Here is a 15,093-nt window from a genome sequence, read left to right on the forward strand (position 1 = left end):
GAATGTTCCGGTAATGATGAGCCAAAGCCCTTCTTTTCGCTTGGCTCCGTAGGAGACACCAAAAAAGTAGGGCCAGTATCAACCAGTCCTACAGTAGATGAACTTCCGTGCAAAGAATCGCCGCTTTTCGCTGTTGTAAATTTAATAAAAACCTTTAAAAATTACAGACAGTACCTCAATTGGGTGTTCGGCCTTCTTTTTTCATGCTAGTTTTACAAAATTGTCTTCCATTTTTACATGAAAGTTAATATCTGCTTTTAATGCTCTGAAAACTTTCATAATAGTGTCTATAGTTGCACTGTTGGCACTACTTTCCAATTTAGAAATTTGGGATTTCTGAACTCCGATAAGCTTGCCTAATTGTCCTGTGTCATTTTTCTTTCTTTTCTGACTGACTTAATCATCTTGCCCAATACTTCCATTTTCAATTCATACTCATAGGAGTCTTTTTCGGCTGTCCCTTCTTTGCCGATGTATTTATCTTTCATCTCGGCCAATGTTGTCTTTCGCATTTCCTTAGTAGCCATATTATTTTTTTGTTTTTCTTGCTCTCAAAATAGCCCGTTCTAACAGCAGCAGCTTTGTTTATTTCTTTTTTAGGCACTTTATCGGTTTTCTTCACAAAACCGTGAGTGGCCAACACCAATTGTTTCTTTGCTATCTTCCTTGTCCCAAAAAGCAAGTAATCGGATTTGTACTCCCAAATTTCTCGCTCTAGTTTTTTGAAAAGTTTAGGGTCTTTGGTTTGTTTGGCTATGTCGATATTGTAAAGCACTTTCTTAATGGTTTTTCTATCGAGTGCCGCTACAAAATCTTCCGCTTCTTCATGGAAGATAGTTTCAAAGTATGTCATTAAGTGTCTACTTGTTGTAACGCTTCAAAAAATAGAGAAAGTTTCTAAATATAGAAACATTGTAAAACTTGAAAAGGAGGTGTTTTATGTTGTTTTGGCAGACACCCTCTGTTTTGTGGCTTGGCGTAGTGGCGGTTTTTTATGCACTTTCCATTTAGTCCAGGATGAGGTTTGAATAATGCAGAAAAGCCTGAATAACCAACTTACCCGCCATAAGCTATATGCAGTGTTACGCCTCGTTATTCTTTATCTTTCCTACTTGTTCTCTAGTTAAGCCTGTGTACTTAATTATTTTGTCTATTGACTCATTGTCTTTTAGCATTTCCTTGGCAACTTGAAGTTTTCCTTCTTCAATACCCTCTTCTTTAGCCGTATCCAAAGAATTTTTCAAGTCACGGTAATATTTTAAACTGTCTTCGTAGGACTGAATCTGTGCAGGAGTAAACTTAGCGATTTCTGCTGTTTCAAAGAGTTTCTCAAATATATGTTCCCGCAGTTTGTCAGGAACCCTGTCAAGTTTGTTCAGGTTCCTTAGAACAAATAGCCACTTATCAAATCTTGTTTCTAGTTCATCAATGGTCTTGTTGAATTTTGGCATTTCAAGGTAAATGAAGGTCAGTTTGTCATAGAAGATTTTCTTAGTTTGTATGTCAGAAAGCTTAATGTCGTAGCGGTACTTATTAGGCTCTTTTTTGTCTTCATCAAACACAAAGTCAAGGATGGCAATAGTATAAACCGCTTTTAATTCATAATTCCAATCTGCTCGTTTTGCCTGCTCTCTAATTGGAAAAGTCGAGTAATAGACCGTCCTATCTTTAAAAAAGTTCTGTTTGGTTTTTTGCAACTCTACGATAAACTTTTCACCTCTTTCATTTTCACAATAAAGGTCAAAAATGGCTTTCCTATCCACCTCGTTGGCTCCTAATTGTTCACCTTTCAAGTAGGTCAGATCTTTGATTTCTCCCTGCTCTTCTTTTAACAGAACATTCAAAAAGTCAAGTAAAAGGTCTTTATTAGGCTCTTCTCCAAAGAGTCTTTTAAATCCGTAGTCAGTGAAAGGGTTTATATATTTTTCTGCAAATTCAGCCATTTGAATTATCTTTTTACAAAGATACTATTTTTTGAGGTTGGCTGTTTCTTTTTCTTCTCATAAGGAGGCGTAACGGGATTCACCTTGGAAATGGCGGGAATTCGGAACCGTATTCTTCAAACTTACTTCTAACTTCTTAAAGATACTTATTTTTATAGTTACTGGTTATCGCCCGCTGTATCTAAGGTGATGTGTGTGCCTTGAATGGTGAATATAGGTCAAAAAATTGACCGTTCCAACGGGTGAAATGCGGAGCATTCATGAACTCCTTTGAAAAATAATATTAAAGTGAATAAAGGGTAGCGTCCTAAAAATGGTTGACACTTTGATTCTTCAAATATAGATACTGTTTCTATTTCTGAAAAGATTATTCTAACTTACAATATCACGATGAAGCGGAAGCAAGCTCTGCTGAGGAGCAACTTGCCGAGGAATAATCGTTTGGTCCGATAGCGTTGGTAACAGCTGGCCGATCCATTAACGGTTCTTGAACAGAATTTGTCTCCTTGGCGGCCGCTGTCGAAGAATATCTATCGTTTACGGTTGCTGACGCGCCAATTGGAGGATTTCAACAACCAAAGGACGGTATTTTTAAACCAGCTGCACGCCCTGAGCCACAGTGCCTATCCGTTTAAGCAGGTTGAAAAAAACCTCAATAAGCTAATCAGAGAACTTGAAAAAGGCATAGCCAATATAAACACGGCAATTGAAAAGCTGATTAAGGATGATGAAAAACCCGCAAATAGAGTGAACAAGATTTTGAAAATAAAGGGTGTGGGTATAAAAACAATTGCGGTACTGCTGGCTGAAACCAACGGATATGAAACTTTTGAAAACCAAGGACAATTGGTTAGCTATTCAGGATACGACATAGTGGAGAATCAATCCGGTAAGCATAATGGCAGAACAAAAATGTCCAAAAAAGGGAACCACCATATCCGCAGGGCAATGCACCTCCCTGCTTTCGGAGTAGTCAGATATCAAGAAGGTCCATTTAAAGCGTTGTATGAAAGGCTAATTGCCAAAGGGAAAACGGAAATGCAGGCATACGTAGCTGTTCAGAGAAAATTATTAATTTTAATATGGGCATTGTGGAAAAAAGACCAAGAATATGATCCACTTTATCATATAAATCACTTAGAATGTTCCGGTAATGATGAGTCTAAGTCCTTCTTTTCGCTTAGATCCGAAGGATCCACCAAAAAAGTAGGACCGGAGAAAACCAGTCCTACAGTAGATGAACTTCCGTGCAAAGAATCGCCGCTTTTCGCTATTGTAAATTTAATAAAAACCTTTAAAAATTACTTGGAATTTAAGACAGTACCTCAATTGGCGGTTCGTTGTTCTTTCTTCCGGTTGTCGTTCAAAAAAGAGGGATTGGTAACTGTAAGTTGTCGTGTGTGGTGTCTAAATTGCTTCAGACTCAACTCAACAAAACTTTTCTCAAGACGTCTCAAAAATTGTTTTATCAAGTCGTATTCAGGTTTCTTGCGAACCCCTTTGCTCTTACAGCACCAATCCCAAAGTCTTAATATGATGAACCCCATTCTTTCTTCTTTAAAACTCTTTCTAAGTCTATTTCTGTATTCCAATTCATAAACCAAATCTCCTGGTCGGTAATCTCTTTAATTTTATCAGCAAGATTGCTAGTAGCATATCCTGAACTTTGCATTATTTTTCTTTTGCTTTTGTCATCAACAAATGGGCAATTAATGTAATCAAAAAATAGCATCGTCAATTCTGATTTTGAAAAAGGGTCTTCATCTTCTAAAAACCTAACTTCAACATTATTCTCTATTTCCTTTTTCAGGTCAGCATAAACTGCTTTATTTTCAATGTAGTAAAGCAGAGTAATGATATGAAAATAGTTTAATCTCTTGAAACCGTCTGCTTTGTCAATGCCTAATATTTCTTTAAGTTTCTTAACACTTAATCCATAGCTGTCATCAAGTTTTTTTAGAGCTAAAATTAAATTCAAGATTTCGATATTAGTCTCGGAAGTTTTTGATTTTCTGTGAAAGTTGGTCAACACAAAATCAGCTTCTTTAGAAATCTTGGAGTAAATAGTGTGTTTTAAATCGGCTTTCTGCTTTTCTAAATACTTACACGCTAGGACAATTATTTGTGCAAGTTTAAAAGTTGTATTTGAGTTTATATTAAGAGAGTAAGCATAAAATAAAATATCGAAAAGCGTTATAAATAGGTTCTCAACTACTTCTTTGTCTTTTTCAAGTTCACCTTCTTTTAAGATTTTAGTGAATTTCGTTTTGAAAAATCTAATAATATCCTTGCTTAAAATGTCATACGTTAGATTGTTACGTTTTACTACGCACTGAAAATCCTTAATGAATTTTTGCGAAATGCTGTTGGGTCGTCTAATTCTCGTAAGGACTTTGACTTGCTCTAACTTTTCAATCCCTACAGTTTTAATTTCTTTGATTTCAAAAAGCGATTCATACAGGCTTAATAAAAGCCCTTGTAACTCACGTTTTCCAACAGTAACATTTGTAATAAAAGGAGGGGTTTTTATATCTGATTTTGTTGGGTTGAGATATAACTTATAGAATCCAAGTTCTTTTTGAAAAACCTTTTTTACTGTTTCAAGTATTTTGGGGTCATTTGAAAAAACAAAATAATCATCAACATACCTTCGAACTTCATAATCAACCCCATATTTATATTGCTCTTCTAATCTTTTAGAGACATTAAGGTCAACTTGTTGAAGGATAATTTCTGCAAAAATTCTTGAAATTTCAGGACCAACAACAATTCCGTTGGTTTCGTTGTAATTTGCTAGTTGCATCAACTTGTCAAATGAATTTTCAAAAGATGTCTCTCTCGCATTTCTTTTTGCTGATTCTTTGTCTTTTACAGCCCAAGTAACGGAATGAGTATAAATATGATAGAAACATTTACTAATATCAAACTCCATTAAATAGTTGAATCGTTGCTCAAGTCTCTGAAATTCATTTCTATCATAGAATTTATAAATTAAATCTATTGGATAGTAAGTGAAATATGATTTTAAATATTGCGATTCTATATTTAAAATATCTGGTTCGACTTCTAATTCAGCATTCTTATGGTTGTCTTCTGAGTAAACAAAGTCAGGTGAGTAAAAGAACTTTGCGACTTTTGAGATTCTTCTTAGCGAAATCTGACTTTTTGAACATAAATGTAGCATTAAAGAGTCATACTTTTCATAAAGCTCGATAAAGTAAAATTGACAATATGGATGAATTACGCTAAGCGTTCTTGTGTCACCTTCAATGTTTTTCCTTATTTCATAATTGAAAGGTATTCCATATTTTCTTCCATCACCACCTGCCTTTGATAACTGAAGTATTCTGTCAAAAAAAGTGTTATATTTTCCATTGCTAACTAACTTATAAAAACCTTCGTTTGAAAAGAGCATTGGCACTTCATAGGGTAAGAGTTCAGTTAGTAGAATTCTTGCTTTATCATCTTTATTTATTTTAATCTTTCCCATTTACCAACATTTAATTAGTTGTTGCATTTCGATATACGAGAATTCAAAAAATACCTTTTTCTCAAACCCTGCCAAGAAACAATACTTGCTTAGCTTGCTTTTTTGAATATTACTTAGTCCGATTTTAACACCAAAATTCGGGCTCTTGCTATATATTGATTTTCTTAGTAATTGATTTAGCTCAATAAAAACTGAATGACTTGTAACTTGTAAATAGTTATAATAAATACCTGCTCGTAATGAATTTCCTTCTTCACTTTTGCGAATACTATAGTTTCCTGTTAGAAATTGAACTCTCTTTTCAAGTAAATCAAAATCCTTATTTTTTGAAAAATCCAAAAAAGCTTTAATAATTCGGGTTTTTATCTTTGTAATCTTCTTTTCAGCAATTGATACTATCAATTTACGGTTTTTAGTTCTCCCGTTTTCTATCCTGAATGAATATCCCAAGTAATCAAGCTTATGCTTTAATCGTATTTTCTTTCCATTATTTATGTCAAGGTTTTCTAAAGTCTTTCCATCAAAGAGTTCTGTCTTCTTTTCATTGATAGAAAGGCCTTCTGCAAGAATATTCAATTGAGGGTTTAAGTTTTCAATCAAACTTAAAGAGTCTTTTAGCGAGTTTGAAAAAATTATAATATCATCAACGAATCTTGCATAATAGTATACACTGTCATAGGAACGTACCCATCTGTCGAATTTACGCATATACAACTCGGACATTGTCGCACTTATGTTCATTCCCCTTGGAACGCCTGATTTTCCAACCAATATTGGATTTTCAAAAATTCTTTTCATTAAAAACATTGATTGATAAGAAAGCATAGAATCATCGTGGAATTTTGAAATCAGTCTTTTTCTATCAATACTTTCATAAAATCTTTTAATGTCTGTTTTCATAACCCAAAAAGGACACGTCTCAGAAAGAAGTGTTTTCACCTGGGATATTATTATTCTTCTGTTGGCTTGTTCGTCTTTGTAAATTCTTTTTATGTTGTCATTTAGTTTCCTTAAAATGAGCTTATTAGGAAGGTCTTTTGTCAAGAAGTATTCACTTACTTGTTTGAGTGAGAATTCGAAAGAATCATTTGCAATCTCTTCATAAGATGTGTCAAGAGAATCTGTAAGCTGTTTAATGGTCATTCCATAGTCAATGTACTCTGCTTTTTTGCAAAGTCGTATTAACTGTTGTCTTTGGAATGATTGATTCATTTTGTTACTCTTTTTCTGTTTCGGTGTCGTCTCTTACAATGACCGCCAACGGTCCGCAGCTAAGAAACGTGGGGCATTTCAGAGCGATTTCCTTTCGGTCAAATATAAAGGTAGCCGAAAAAAAGGAAGCTTATCTGATGAATAATCGCCCCATGTTTTCTTAGGTGCTGTGTGTGCCTTGAATGGTGAATATAGGTCAAAAAGTTGACCGTTCCAACGGGTGAAAGTCCCTTAAGCGCGGGGGTAACGTCCCGAAGCCAAGCAAGTGGCAAGCTGGTTTGCCGTGAGGCATGCAGTGAAGTAAGCCAGACTGCGGTGTCTGTACTGACGAACAGGAACCATATACTGAGGCTATGAGGTCGGATGAGGTAACACATCATGCCGAAGTCCAAACCTTCCGCAAGGGAGGAAGTACCGAAGTAGTAGATATGGCAGAGATAGACACAAGGATATTCACCTTACCGAGGGAGGTCTTTGGGTGTCGGGAACACCTAAGAGAAGTCAGCCGAGGTCATAGTAGTTGCCGGCAACGAGCTGTAAGAGCTACAGAGGTCTCACTGGGCAGCGAAGGACTGAACATTGGATTACGTCCAAATTCGATAGGGAGCAACTTTTGTGGCAGCCTTATCTTAAGCGGACAGGGTTAACAGATTAAGTTATGATAGAAAAAGTACTCAACCGTAAGAACCTCTACAAAGCCTACCGACAGGTAGTGCGGAACAAAGGTTCGGCAGGGGTGGACGGCATGAAGGTCACCGAAATGCTTTCCTTTCTGGAAAGCAACAGGGATAGGATTGCCACCTCCATCCTCAACCACAGTTATGTACCCAAACCTATAAAAGGGGTCGAGATACCCAAGAGTAACGGAAAGACAAGATTGCTCGGAGTTCCCACAGTAGTGGACAGATGGCTCCAACAGGCGTTAAGCCAAGTGCTGATGACCAAATATGAGCTTACGTTCGAGGAATACAGCTACGGCTTCCGCCCAGAGAAGAACATCCATAAGGCGGTAACACAAGCCCTGAAAAACATCAATGATGGCTATCAGGATATAGTGGACATCGACCTTAAGGGATTCTTTGACGAGGTTGACCACTCGGTTCTACTTCAATTGATCTACCAACGGGTAAAATGTCCGACTACCCTAAGGCTTATCCGAAAGTGGCTGCGTGCACCTATCCAGATTAACGGAAAGCTGTACAAACGTAGAAAAGGCGTTCCGCAAGGCTCGCCACTCAGTCCGCTACTGTCCAACATCCTTCTGGACTTATTGGACAAGGAACTGGAACGGAGAAACCTGAAATACGTCCGTTATGCGGATGACTTCAGTATCTACACCAGGTCAAAGAAGGAGGCCAAGAAAGTAGGCAACGAGATTTACCTCTTCCTGAGGGACAAACTCAGACTACCTATCAACAGAGAGAAGAGTGGTATCCGAAGACCATCCAATTTTGAGATGTTGGGACACGCATTTGTCCCAACGTATCAAAAAGGAGTCAAAGGAAAATATCAGTTGGTGGTGAAGAAAAACAGTTGGGACTCACTGAAACGCAAGCTCAAGCAGATCACCAAGAAAACCAAACCATACAGCTTTGAAGAAAGACTCAAGAAGCTTGCAGAGGTATGGCGAGGATGGGTAAATAACTACCTCCTTGCCAGTATCTCAGCAAAGCTCAAATCACTCGACGAGTGGCTAAGAAACCGACTTCGATACTGTATCTGGCATGACTGGAAGAAACCCGAGCGGAAACGTAAAAACCTGATCAGATTAGGGGTGGATCAAGACCATGCCTACGCATGGAGTAGAACAAGAAAAGGAGGATGGGCAGTAGCTCAGAGTCCGATTCTGATAACCACTATCACTTTGTCACGCCTAAGAAGAAAAGGGTATGAGTCGATGCTTTCCTATTATCTTAAAACGCAACCTACAATCCAGTGAACCGCCGTATACGAGACCCGTACGTACGGTGGTGTGAGAGGCGCACCGTGAGCTTATAGCTCACGGCCGTCTACTCAATTGTGCCTAGTTTTTATTCAAATCATCTTTCTTTCGTATTTCTGCTTTAATCTTTCTTTGTCAAAAAAAACTGAGGGATTTCGTCAGTCCCAGCTATAAAATTTTTCCATGGATACCATAGTAAATAAGATATAGGTAAATTTGAATATCAATTTAACTATTTGAAAAATAGTATTTCTTACTCAATTTTCTCAACAGAAAGATAGAGAGTCAAGGGAATTGAAAATTCGCTGGTCCATGGAGCTAGACTAGTTGGTCGAATGTAGCTCTGCCACTCTCTTAGTCCATCGCCATGGGAGTAAAATAGTTGATTATCACCTTTATTATTCCACCTTCGAACTAGTTCAATACTTACAAAAAGATCTTGGTCAAACAGAATCAAGTCATCAATTTTTTTGGTTACCCACTTATCTCTTTTATACGCCATTACAAATAGCTCTTTTTCAAGAATGGAATTGTGGGGCATTTGGTCCTTTATGGAGTAAATGTTAATCCGATACAGAATGCTGTCAACAGTATTCCACCGATGATGAAAATTTATAGCGTCAATTAAATAAACTCCTCCATCGCTTTTAATTGTGGTGCCTATTTCTTGACCTATTCCATAGGATTCAATGCCAGATGCACCGGTTGTAACTTTTGTTGGTTTGGTACGGCCAAATCTCAAAAGCTCCTTGGATTTCTGGCCCTCGACAATCACTTCCTTCAACTGAATGACTGATTGTGTCATCTTAATATTTCCATTCCCTACTAATAAATCAGATATGGGTGTAAAGAAGATATTGTACCCAATTATTGAAAAAGTAAGAGTGTCTGAAAAGAAACTTTCTTGCAATTGAAGGTTAAACCTCCCCTTTTCGTCGGAAATTGTTCCAATTCCCTTACCGGAAATACCAATATGCACATATGATAAAGGTTCTCTTGTCTTTTCATCAGTGATTGTTCCACCTATTGATTGAGCATGAAGCAGTGAACAAATAAAAGTTGAAGCAAAAATGGAAAATATAAATTTGGTTAAATTAATCATAGGAGAACTCTATTTTAGATGAACTTGTAAGACATAATATTGAAAGGTTTCTGACTTATTTGGCGTCTGATCTACCTTTAAAAGTTTATATAGGTTAGCGGCTTGGCTATTTTCTTGGCCTATTCTCATTAAAACCCCCGGTTGCAAACGAGAATAAATGCTATTGTTGAAAAACGATATGGAATCCAGCTTATGAATTTCAATTTCTGATGTGGGATATTTTTTTTTCAGATTTAAAGCCTCCTCCAAAGAATCAATCTGACTTGCTTGTTTTGTTAATTTTCGGTGAGACTGGCATCCTATTGTGCAAGTAAGAACAGTTAGAATTAAAAGGGTATAGATAAGCTTTTTCATGGCATAAATTTTTTCTTTAAATCTTCTAAAGTCTTTTGGACAGATTCCTCATAGGAAAGTCCTTCTAAAATCCGGTATTTTCTCAATTGATCTACAATAAAAGATAGATAGATAAAATTTTTTTCCTCCGTATTGAAGAACAAATTTGACTCACTTAAGGATTTATTATTCATCATTTCAGGAACCAATACTTCACCAGCCCTTACAAAGTGTTCATTGACACTGTAAGACCATCCCGGATAGCTTTGGGAATACATTGATTCTGCGATTGGATCGAAAAGTGGCCGGGTTTCTTCAATTATATTTATGCAAGATGTTTCGAGGATATGATTGGCAAAAGCATGACCGAATTCATGAATTGCTAGTGTTTTTAGCCTTTCCGTATTATTAAATTTCAAGTCATGGTTAAAGGGACCCAATACGAAAAAGGCAATGTTTTCTCCCTCGAAACCAAATCCAGGCCCTGGCCAAAAGGTAAGGCTGGGAATAATTTTATACTTGGCAAATTGCTGTCCATAAAAATTTTCCAAAACATCTATCAGTACATTATCCGGCTTTATTTCATTAATTTCTTTCAAGGCGCCTTTATACCACTCTTGATGGGTCTTCCAAAAGAGCTCAAATTCAGATTGTTCATAAAATATGTAAACCTGCTCCATAATTTCCTGCATGAGCGAAATATCTGCAGATGTATTGAGACTGTATTTTTGCAGGAGTTCGGAGGGGATTTCATACCCATCATTATGTGGCAATTCATCCATTTTTGTAAATAGCTCTACAAAAAGGGAATAAGATAGCTCTTCACCGAGTTCAAAGACTCTTGAGATAGATTCTTCATTCCTCAATTGTTCCCTTTTTTTATCCAAGAACAATCTTAATGGGTGATTTGTAAAAGTTTGTGAGTAATCGGCCTCGGTGTCTCCAATGTGGAGTACAAATCCCAGAAATTCTATATTCTTCAGGAATTCAACTGAAATAATATCCTTAGAATTTCTAGGCCTTTCATTCAATGATTGAGATTGAGCATTCAGAACTGTAATCGAAAACAACAGCGCAGTAACTATCTGATTTTTGATAATTGATTTCATGTGTGATTCTTTTTTCGAACAAAAGAATGAAAAATCGAGGCATTATGCGTCCAAAAACAGGTTTTCGGACTTCCCGAAACAGGGATTAAGACGTAATAAAAAATTATTTTAAATATTCTGATGGGGATTTTCCCTTATAATTTTTGAATGCTTGGTTGAAAGTGGATTTGGAATTAAATCCAGATTCCATGGCAAGTCCTAAAAGTGTTTTATTTTTAATTTCATCTGACTGGGCCTTTGCTATAAAAGCATCTATCCTATATTGATTAAGGAATTCCTTGTAGCTTTTATGATGATACCTATTAATTAGATAAGAAAGATAACGGGATGGCAATCCCAATTCTTTTGATAATTCTATTAATGAAAGATCGGGATTGATAAACAATTGTTTTACATCCATTACATCTTTGAGCCTTTTCAATTCCTCTTGGTCATTATAATTTGGAAAAGCATCCTCTCTACTCTTCACGGTCATCATTAGATTAGAATTACTATTTAAAAAACGTAAAAATGAGAAAACAAAAAGCAGAAATACCAGTAGGAATTCGATAATCGAGAATTTCTCCCAACCAATAAGAGAGAAAGCCAACCAGAGTAAGCCTATAATGGTCAGAACCCCCATAAGTAGCATCAGATTTAAATGATATATCCAATTGTCTTTTTCCAACTTTAATTCATTATTCTTTCTGGCTTTTCCGTACTTCCTCCAGAAATATCCTAACGAAATAATAAACCCTATCATAGGAATATAGTCTATAAACCATATCCATACTTGATATTCCATTAAGTCTGCCGGATAGAAAATAATACCCAGCTTAATAAAAACAGTGATTAATATTTCGGCGAGTGCTGGAAGATATAAAATCGCATACCAACTTCTAAGCTTGACGCGTGTGTTAAGCTGGTGCCTTGTAAATAGATAAACAGAAGGAGGTAATACATTATAGGTTAAGAAAATCCAAAAAGGAAAGTTTCCAGACGAATTATTATATCCGGAATAGGATCCCCACGAAAACAATAATTGAATAGATAAAAAGAATATAATTATCCCTAAGAAAAAATTCGCTTTGTTTGGGCGAAAAAGGTCTGTCATCAGTGCCACGCTGAGTAAAAAGCCCAAACCAGCAGAAATTAGAAATACGCTTTCTAGGATATTATTCATTTTTATAATCTTAGGCAACTACCTATTTCAAAGATTCGGTTTTATTTTTCAAATTAGGCACAACTTGTTTATACCCCTGACTTTATCAGGCCAATGCACCCATATTTGGGGGCATTAGTCTGATAATTGGGGGTAATCTATCAGGGTTAAATTATGCATTTGTTTATTCATTAATCAATTTAGGATTGTTTATTATCAATCAATTAAGATGATTATTATAGTATATAAATCAACCAGTCAATAAATTGGATAAACATAAATTATATTTCAACGATTTCATTTTTATCCCTCCCCAATAAAATCATTTTCCTACCCCTAAACAATACCCTAATCTAGGTATATTCCCTACCATATTATGTAATACAAATAACCCTATTTAAAGGCCACTTTCTATAAATCGTATTAGGGGAGTAGGAGCGATTTTTTTCAGGAACCGTAAAAATTATTTTTATATATTCTTTTTACAAGAAAAAAGCCCCCGATTCCCCGGAGGCTTAAAACTAATAAGGTGATAAACAACTTTCAACTTCATACCTAAATATAATACGTATCTATTTAAAAGGCAATAGCATAAAGTTTTCATTTCCCATGAAGGAAGGGTAGAGGAGATCAAATCGTTCTTTGCTTAAGGTAGGATGATTTGGCCAATAGATTTTCATAAAATATGGCCCAATGACCTCCGGAATAATGTCTGATTTTGACCTAATTTTTATAATATATTATGCCACTTAAAATCGTTACTTTGATCTGGACTACCGATTTAGATATGAGCTATGATGAGTCTAAGCCCCTCTTTTCGCATGGATCCGAAGGATCCACCAAAAAAGTTATAAAACCAGTCGAAACCAATCAAAATATGTCCATTCTAGTGGTTTTAGCATATACAGACAAAGTTCATTTTTGTCTCAATGAACTTTTTCTGTTCTATAAATCAACGTAAACAGTTCTTTTTTCGGCTTAAAAATATCGTCAATGCCAATTTCTATAATCTTGTCTGTCATCATTCGCTTTCTTTGAATTGGTCATTATATGCAGTAACGTGATGAGGAAATTCTTCTTCAAAAAATGGATAAGCTACTCCTTCCAATGTGATTTCAAATTCGTCTCCATCCATTCCACTTACTTGATTTCCTTTACTTTTAATTTCAATTCCTTTTTCATTTATAACTTTTAATTTCTCAATTGTTCGAGTTGATATAAATTTGTCTTCTGGATAGCTGTCAGCTAATTCGATGATGTTTTCAAGGCAATATTTTTTAAAAAAGTCATACCCAAAAATAATATCGTTAAATTGTATTTGTCCAAATACAATACCCATCGGGGCGTCTGCTTTTTCAAGTTCAGTCGTACCAATTATTTTGTCGTCAAGAGATATGTAATAACGTTTTGATGTCATTGGAAGCGTGTTTTGTTAAAGTGCCTCATAACGCTTTTGCCTCACGCAAAAATTGCGCTATTTATTCCATATGGCATACACAGCGCATCCATTCCCCGCCAAACAACAAGTACCCTATTCTAGGTATTATTTACAATTTACCCAAATTTATATTGATGATTTTTGAATTATAGTCCTCCCTTTTTCAGTAGTGATGTATTTTTGTTTGGGAGAATTAGGGTTTTCTTGGTTGGTTTTTTTTATCCATTCATTTTCTTGAATAAATCCTGTTACCCTCTGAAAATTATTAGATGTATTTATTAGACCTAATTCGTGTAAAATCTCTTTTTTGCTTTTAGGCCTGATACAGAAAATTAAAGTTTTTAAAATTCGTTCTAGATCTTTATCTGACAGATTATCTGCAAATTCTTTTCCATTTTGGATTTTTACTTGTTCTCTAGCTTGTTCTATTGATGTTTTTTTAATGCTTTCTAATAATTTAGGATCTTCATTTTCTGGACTCAAAATGTTTATTTTAAATAGATCCTCTATTAAGATGTTATGGATAGCGAAAATCCTAATCAATGTGCTTAGACGCATGTCTTTTTTGCCACTTTCATAATATCCATACTGGGAATCACCTATATTATATGCTACTGCAAAGTCTCTTGCACTTTTAAATCCTGCTTTTTTCCTTAAATTCTTAATGTACTTTCCAAGTATTTGTTGGAAGTATTCTTGATCATTTGAGGTCTGATTTACGTCTTTATTTTCACTTGGTTCATGATGGATTGCCATAGATTAAAAAACGCAAATGATATTTTTAAATAAAACCTGTAAAAAGTGGTTTTAATATTTGGATATGATTTGACATTTTTATATATTTGGTTAAATATTAATAATTTCATTTCCAGTTGATTAATAACTTAACTGCTTGAAAAATAAATTAAAGTGAGTTGTCCTTTTTTTAGGATGATTTGAGTATTTACTAAGAGTCTCGGCTGCAAATTCTGACAATTAAGTACGGACGAGACGGTAGGTAAATACCCATGACTTTTTTTATGCTATATTTGCATAAACTATAGTCGTGGGTGACCTATCGTTATACCGTTCCGTATGCCGTCAGAAGCTAGCAGCATGGTTGATGGGAATCCACGCTATAGTTTTCCTTTTTTCGACCTCTTATCCAGACTCCTTTTATAATTTCCGATCATGAAAGCGAGCAACATATACAGCCACCTAGTCATCAAATCTTTTACCCAGCTGCTGGGTAGGATAAGACTATGTTTGTTTGCTTTGCATGGAGGATCCGGAAAAACCTGTCAGCCATGGCAGCTGAATTTATTGACACTGTCAGAGGACTACGGGCAGTCAGTCTTCGACATCCTCTTTGAGCGCAAGCCTAAGAACCCGATTTGAAAACTA

At 35.8% G+C, this 15,093-nt stretch carries 17 protein-coding genes; 5 read left to right on the forward strand and 12 right to left on the reverse strand.

What is annotated here, in order from left to right:
* Positions 1-210 (forward strand): hypothetical protein (locus EL17_RS23945; protein ID WP_035079179.1); only part of this gene is annotated, 210 nt, incomplete at its 5' end.
* Here the strand turns inward: EL17_RS23945 and EL17_RS24285 are convergent.
* The 4 genes from EL17_RS24285 to EL17_RS21045 all read right to left on the reverse strand — a co-directional run bounded on the left by EL17_RS24285 (position 202) and on the right by EL17_RS21045 (position 1,943).
* Positions 202-348 carry a helix-turn-helix domain-containing protein gene (locus EL17_RS24285; protein ID WP_316932683.1) on the reverse strand — a complete coding sequence of 49 codons (147 nt, stop codon included), beginning with the start codon at positions 346-348 and terminating at the stop codon, positions 202-204. The genes EL17_RS23945 and EL17_RS24285 overlap by 9 nt on opposite strands.
* An 8-nt stretch (positions 349-356) precedes the next feature.
* Positions 357-488, reverse strand: coding sequence for a hypothetical protein (locus EL17_RS24290; RefSeq protein ID WP_316932682.1), 132 nt, complete (start codon positions 486-488; stop codon positions 357-359).
* On the reverse strand, positions 485-853 hold the full coding sequence (locus EL17_RS21040) for a type II toxin-antitoxin system RelE/ParE family toxin (protein WP_084166307.1): 369 nt from the start codon (positions 851-853) through the stop codon (positions 485-487). The genes EL17_RS24290 and EL17_RS21040 overlap by 4 nt, the downstream gene beginning before the upstream one ends.
* A gap of 229 nt (positions 854-1,082) precedes the next feature.
* Positions 1,083-1,943 (reverse strand): Rpn family recombination-promoting nuclease/putative transposase, encoded by an 861-nt coding sequence (locus tag EL17_RS21045; protein ID WP_035079181.1) that lies wholly within the window; start codon positions 1,941-1,943, stop codon positions 1,083-1,085.
* 543 nt (positions 1,944-2,486) lie between these two features.
* Here EL17_RS21045 and EL17_RS22895 point away from each other — a divergent pair.
* Positions 2,487-3,542 (forward strand): transposase, encoded by a 1,056-nt coding sequence (locus EL17_RS22895; protein WP_205623603.1) that lies wholly within the window; start codon positions 2,487-2,489, stop codon positions 3,540-3,542.
* Here the strand turns inward: EL17_RS22895 and drt3b are convergent.
* Positions 3,472-5,433, reverse strand: a complete 1,962-nt coding sequence (drt3b, locus tag EL17_RS21055; protein ID WP_035079184.1) for an antiviral reverse transcriptase Drt3b — start codon at positions 5,431-5,433, stop codon at positions 3,472-3,474. The two genes, EL17_RS22895 and drt3b, sit on opposite strands and share 71 nt — an antisense overlap.
* Positions 5,434-6,645 carry an antiviral reverse transcriptase Drt3a gene (drt3a, locus tag EL17_RS21060; RefSeq protein ID WP_084166308.1) on the reverse strand — a complete coding sequence of 404 codons (1,212 nt, stop codon included), beginning with the start codon at positions 6,643-6,645 and terminating at the stop codon, positions 5,434-5,436.
* Between the two features lie 353 nt (positions 6,646-6,998).
* Here drt3a and EL17_RS23690 point away from each other — a divergent pair, with 353 nt between their 5' ends.
* Together EL17_RS23690 and ltrA are read left to right on the forward strand one after the other, a co-directional pair.
* Positions 6,999-7,292, forward strand: a complete 294-nt coding sequence (locus EL17_RS23690) for a hypothetical protein (protein WP_164675204.1) — start codon at positions 6,999-7,001, stop codon at positions 7,290-7,292.
* Between the two features lie 11 nt (positions 7,293-7,303).
* Positions 7,304-8,584, forward strand: coding sequence for a group II intron reverse transcriptase/maturase (gene ltrA / locus EL17_RS21065; RefSeq protein WP_035079188.1), 1,281 nt, complete (start codon positions 7,304-7,306; stop codon positions 8,582-8,584).
* 256 nt (positions 8,585-8,840) lie between these two features.
* Here ltrA and EL17_RS21070 read toward each other — a convergent pair whose 3' ends face one another.
* From EL17_RS21070 to EL17_RS21100, 6 genes are all read right to left on the reverse strand, one after another.
* Positions 8,841-9,689 carry a carboxypeptidase-like regulatory domain-containing protein gene (locus EL17_RS21070; RefSeq protein ID WP_035079190.1) on the reverse strand — a complete coding sequence of 283 codons (849 nt, stop codon included), beginning with the start codon at positions 9,687-9,689 and terminating at the stop codon, positions 8,841-8,843.
* A 9-nt stretch (positions 9,690-9,698) separates the two neighbouring features.
* Positions 9,699-10,043 carry a hypothetical protein gene (locus tag EL17_RS21075; RefSeq protein WP_035079192.1) on the reverse strand — a complete coding sequence of 115 codons (345 nt, stop codon included), beginning with the start codon at positions 10,041-10,043 and terminating at the stop codon, positions 9,699-9,701.
* The gene (locus tag EL17_RS21080; RefSeq protein WP_035079194.1) at positions 10,040-11,131 is read right to left on the reverse strand and encodes a DUF4932 domain-containing protein; all 1,092 of its coding nucleotides are present in this window, start codon (positions 11,129-11,131) and stop codon (positions 10,040-10,042) included. Before EL17_RS21080 ends, EL17_RS21075 begins: the two co-directional genes overlap by 4 nt.
* Before the next feature lie 103 nt (positions 11,132-11,234).
* A complete protein-coding gene (locus EL17_RS21085) occupies positions 11,235-12,293 on the reverse strand; it encodes a helix-turn-helix domain-containing protein (protein ID WP_035079198.1) in 1,059 nt (352 codons plus the stop codon).
* Between the two features lie 1,000 nt (positions 12,294-13,293).
* On the reverse strand, positions 13,294-13,689 hold the full coding sequence (locus EL17_RS21095; protein ID WP_035079204.1) for a hypothetical protein: 396 nt from the start codon (positions 13,687-13,689) through the stop codon (positions 13,294-13,296).
* Between the two features lie 147 nt (positions 13,690-13,836).
* Positions 13,837-14,466 carry a helix-turn-helix domain-containing protein gene (locus tag EL17_RS21100; RefSeq protein WP_035079207.1) on the reverse strand — a complete coding sequence of 210 codons (630 nt, stop codon included), beginning with the start codon at positions 14,464-14,466 and terminating at the stop codon, positions 13,837-13,839.
* Between the two features lie 414 nt (positions 14,467-14,880).
* Between EL17_RS21100 and EL17_RS21105 the strand changes: the two genes are divergently transcribed.
* Positions 14,881-15,087 (forward strand): hypothetical protein, encoded by a 207-nt coding sequence (locus EL17_RS21105; protein WP_035079210.1) that lies wholly within the window; start codon positions 14,881-14,883, stop codon positions 15,085-15,087.
* Positions 15,088-15,093 lie beyond the last annotated feature (6 nt).

The organism is Anditalea andensis (genome assembly GCF_000714815.1).
Taxonomy (GTDB): Bacteria; Bacteroidota; Bacteroidia; order Cytophagales; family Cyclobacteriaceae; genus Anditalea; species Anditalea andensis.